Consider the following 2,476-nt stretch of genomic DNA (forward strand, 5'->3'; position numbering starts at 1 on the left):
CGGCGTCAGGAATTTTTGTTTTAAACGCCTCGATCTTCTATGCCGTGCCCCTACCACGATCGTTGATTTGGTCGTTGTTGATCGCGGCGTCGGGGCACGGCGTCAGGAATTTTTGTTTTAAACGCCTCGATCTTCTATGCCGTGCCCCTACCACGATCGTTGATTTGGTCGTTGTTGATCGCGGCGTCGGGGCACGGCGTCAGGAATTTTTGTTTTAAACGCCTCGATCTTCTATGCCGTGCCCCTACCACGATCGTTGATTTGATTGTTATTTAAAGCATAGCATTCGTTTTTTAGACTGGCAGGGATAAACCGCAGTTGTTATTTAGCGCTATTTACGGTTATTTACCGTTTAATTATCAATATTTTGATTGTTTGCCGGTATTTAATCCCCAACAATATTCCATTTTCAGCTATTTTTACGCTTGTTAAAACAGTTGATATAAACAAATTCGAGGACAGATAAATGCTAAATGCTACCCCCCGCGCCAAATTCTTAATCCTAATTGCTACAATTCTCCTGCAACTCGGTCAAATTTGTATCGACCCTTACCTGGGCTGTGCGTTCAGTATAGCGTTAATCCTTGTAGAATGGCTGATGGAGAAAGAGTAAACAGCGGATGCAGACAGCGAGAATACTGAACAAATCCAGTAAAGCTGGTGCAACGCCAACCTGTATTTCTTGTGGGATGGGCATCCTGCCCGTCCTCATTCTAGGTGCAAGACCCCCCATGAGATGCCGAACGACTCGCATTCGCGGCTACACAAACAAAGACCGCCTGCGCGGTCTATAAGAATAAATAGAGCCACATCCTTGACAAAGCAATGATTAATCGCAATTCTCTGGAAAATGACCTCAATCGCTGGCATAATTTTATCCGCATGTCGCCGAAGGATCCAAAAGGTTACGTTCAGCGGGGGATGGTGCGTTTTAAACTCGCCCAAATTAACGAATCGATTGCAGATTTTGACACGGCTGAACAATTAGATGCGCGTCTAACTCCTTATCTATGGCAGCGGGGTTTATCTTATTATTATGCTGGCAGATTTGAAGACGGTGCAAAGCAATTTGAGATCGATTTAACCGTTAATGCTCAAGATGTGGAGGAAACTGTCTGGCGCTATTTGTGTCAAGCGCGTTTTTTGGGGGCGAGTGAGGCGAGAAAACAGTTGCTTGTGGTTAGAAATGACCCGCGTTTGGTGATGCGCCAGGTGTATGAATTGTTTGCGGGAAGTTGTACGCCCGATGATGTGCTGGCGGCGGGGAAAAAGGAAGGTAAGCGGGGTAATTTTTACAGCTATCTTTATTTGGGGTTGTATTATGAGGCTGAGTCGAATGCTGAGTTAGCGAAGGAGTATATTGTGGCGGCTTCTCAGTATCGGCTGGATGATTATATGTGGTATTTGGCTTGCGTTCATCAAGTTTTGCGCGGTTGGGGGTAAATTGTGTAGTAGCCGAGGCAGAGCCTCTAGATTTTCGTTCCCAGGTTGAACCTGGGAACGAGTGTAACAACATCATTAATACCAAAGCCGGTAGCGTCGGTTGTGTAAAAAATAATTTTTACCCCCCTCTCTTTGATAGGAGAGGGGGGCAGGGGGGTGAGGTCGATTAAAATTCTTCGCGGGCGGATTGGACTCTGGATTTTGCTTTATTCGCGCTGCGTTTGAGTGCTTGGAGGCGCGCTTCGTATTTGCTGCGTTGGCGTTTGCTGGGGGTTTGTTCGATTAAGGTTTTCAAGGCGCTACCGAGACTTTTGTAGGCGTTGGGGAGAGTGTAACCGAAACGGGTGGCGAGTGCGATCGCTTTCTCATCCGCTTCGTAGGCTTCACTCATCGTGCGATCGCCGTTATTCTTCTGATATAGTCTCCACCCCGACACGCCGCACAGCGCCAGCGCCAGGATCAACAGTAAGCCATCTTGTACCCAAAGTTCGCCCACCGCGCCGCCTAAACCAATCGCTAGCGCCGCCATTTCCCATCCATCTCTGGGAATCGTGTCGTTTTGAATCCGGGCGACTTCGTGCCAAAATAGCAGGTTGCGTTGATCGATCGCTAATTGATCCCACTTTGGCAGGTCAATTTGGATCTCGACAGAATCTTTGCCAATTTCTTCGCAGCGAATCAGGGGTGGATTAACCTCGGTCGAGCCTTCAACCATAACCCAACTCTGCAACTCTGGCGGTAGCAGGCTTTTCAAACGCCGGAGTTCGCTCATTTCAGCTCTAGCAGAGGAGGTTGCATAGGATGCCATAAGTCCAGCCCTAGTAAGTCAGCGGCAAATAAAATGTTTATTGATCTAATGCTATGATATCTCGGCCTGCATGGAGGTGTTGGGTGGGAAGCGATCGCGGCGATTGGACGCGGCGGAAAAACTTTGAGCCATAGGGCAAAACTGACTGATGGCTTGTCGCTACAATGTCGTATCAACGGGGCGATTGGACGCGGCGGAAAAACTTTGAGCCATAGGGCAAAACTG

General features: G+C 48.1%; 4 protein-coding genes. 3 read left to right on the forward strand and 1 reads right to left on the reverse strand.

Going from position 1 to position 2,476, the window contains the following annotated elements; all coding sequences use genetic code 11:
* The 3 genes from MiSe_RS48535 to MiSe_RS48545 form a co-directional block, all read left to right on the forward strand.
* Nucleotides 1-218, forward strand: a 218-nt coding sequence (locus MiSe_RS48535; RefSeq protein ID WP_226594624.1) for a hypothetical protein, incomplete at its 5' end; no start/stop codon positions are given.
* Nucleotides 219-466: 248 nt separating this feature from the next.
* Nucleotides 467-613, forward strand: coding sequence for a hypothetical protein (locus MiSe_RS48540; RefSeq protein ID WP_226594626.1), 147 nt, complete (start codon nucleotides 467-469; stop codon nucleotides 611-613).
* A 212-nt stretch (nucleotides 614-825) separates the two neighbouring features.
* Complete coding sequence (locus tag MiSe_RS48545) at nucleotides 826-1,443, forward strand: tetratricopeptide repeat protein (protein WP_226594628.1); 618 nt, start codon at nucleotides 826-828, stop codon at nucleotides 1,441-1,443.
* A gap of 166 nt (nucleotides 1,444-1,609) precedes the next feature.
* Here the strand turns inward: MiSe_RS48545 and MiSe_RS48550 are convergent, their stop codons facing one another.
* On the reverse strand, nucleotides 1,610-2,251 hold the full coding sequence (locus MiSe_RS48550; protein ID WP_226594630.1) for a DUF3318 domain-containing protein: 642 nt from the start codon (nucleotides 2,249-2,251) through the stop codon (nucleotides 1,610-1,612).
* Nucleotides 2,252-2,476: the final 225 nt, after the last annotated feature.

This window comes from Microseira wollei NIES-4236, assembly GCF_020521235.1.
Lineage (GTDB): Bacteria > Cyanobacteriota > Cyanobacteriia > Cyanobacteriales > Aerosakkonemataceae > Microseira > Microseira wollei.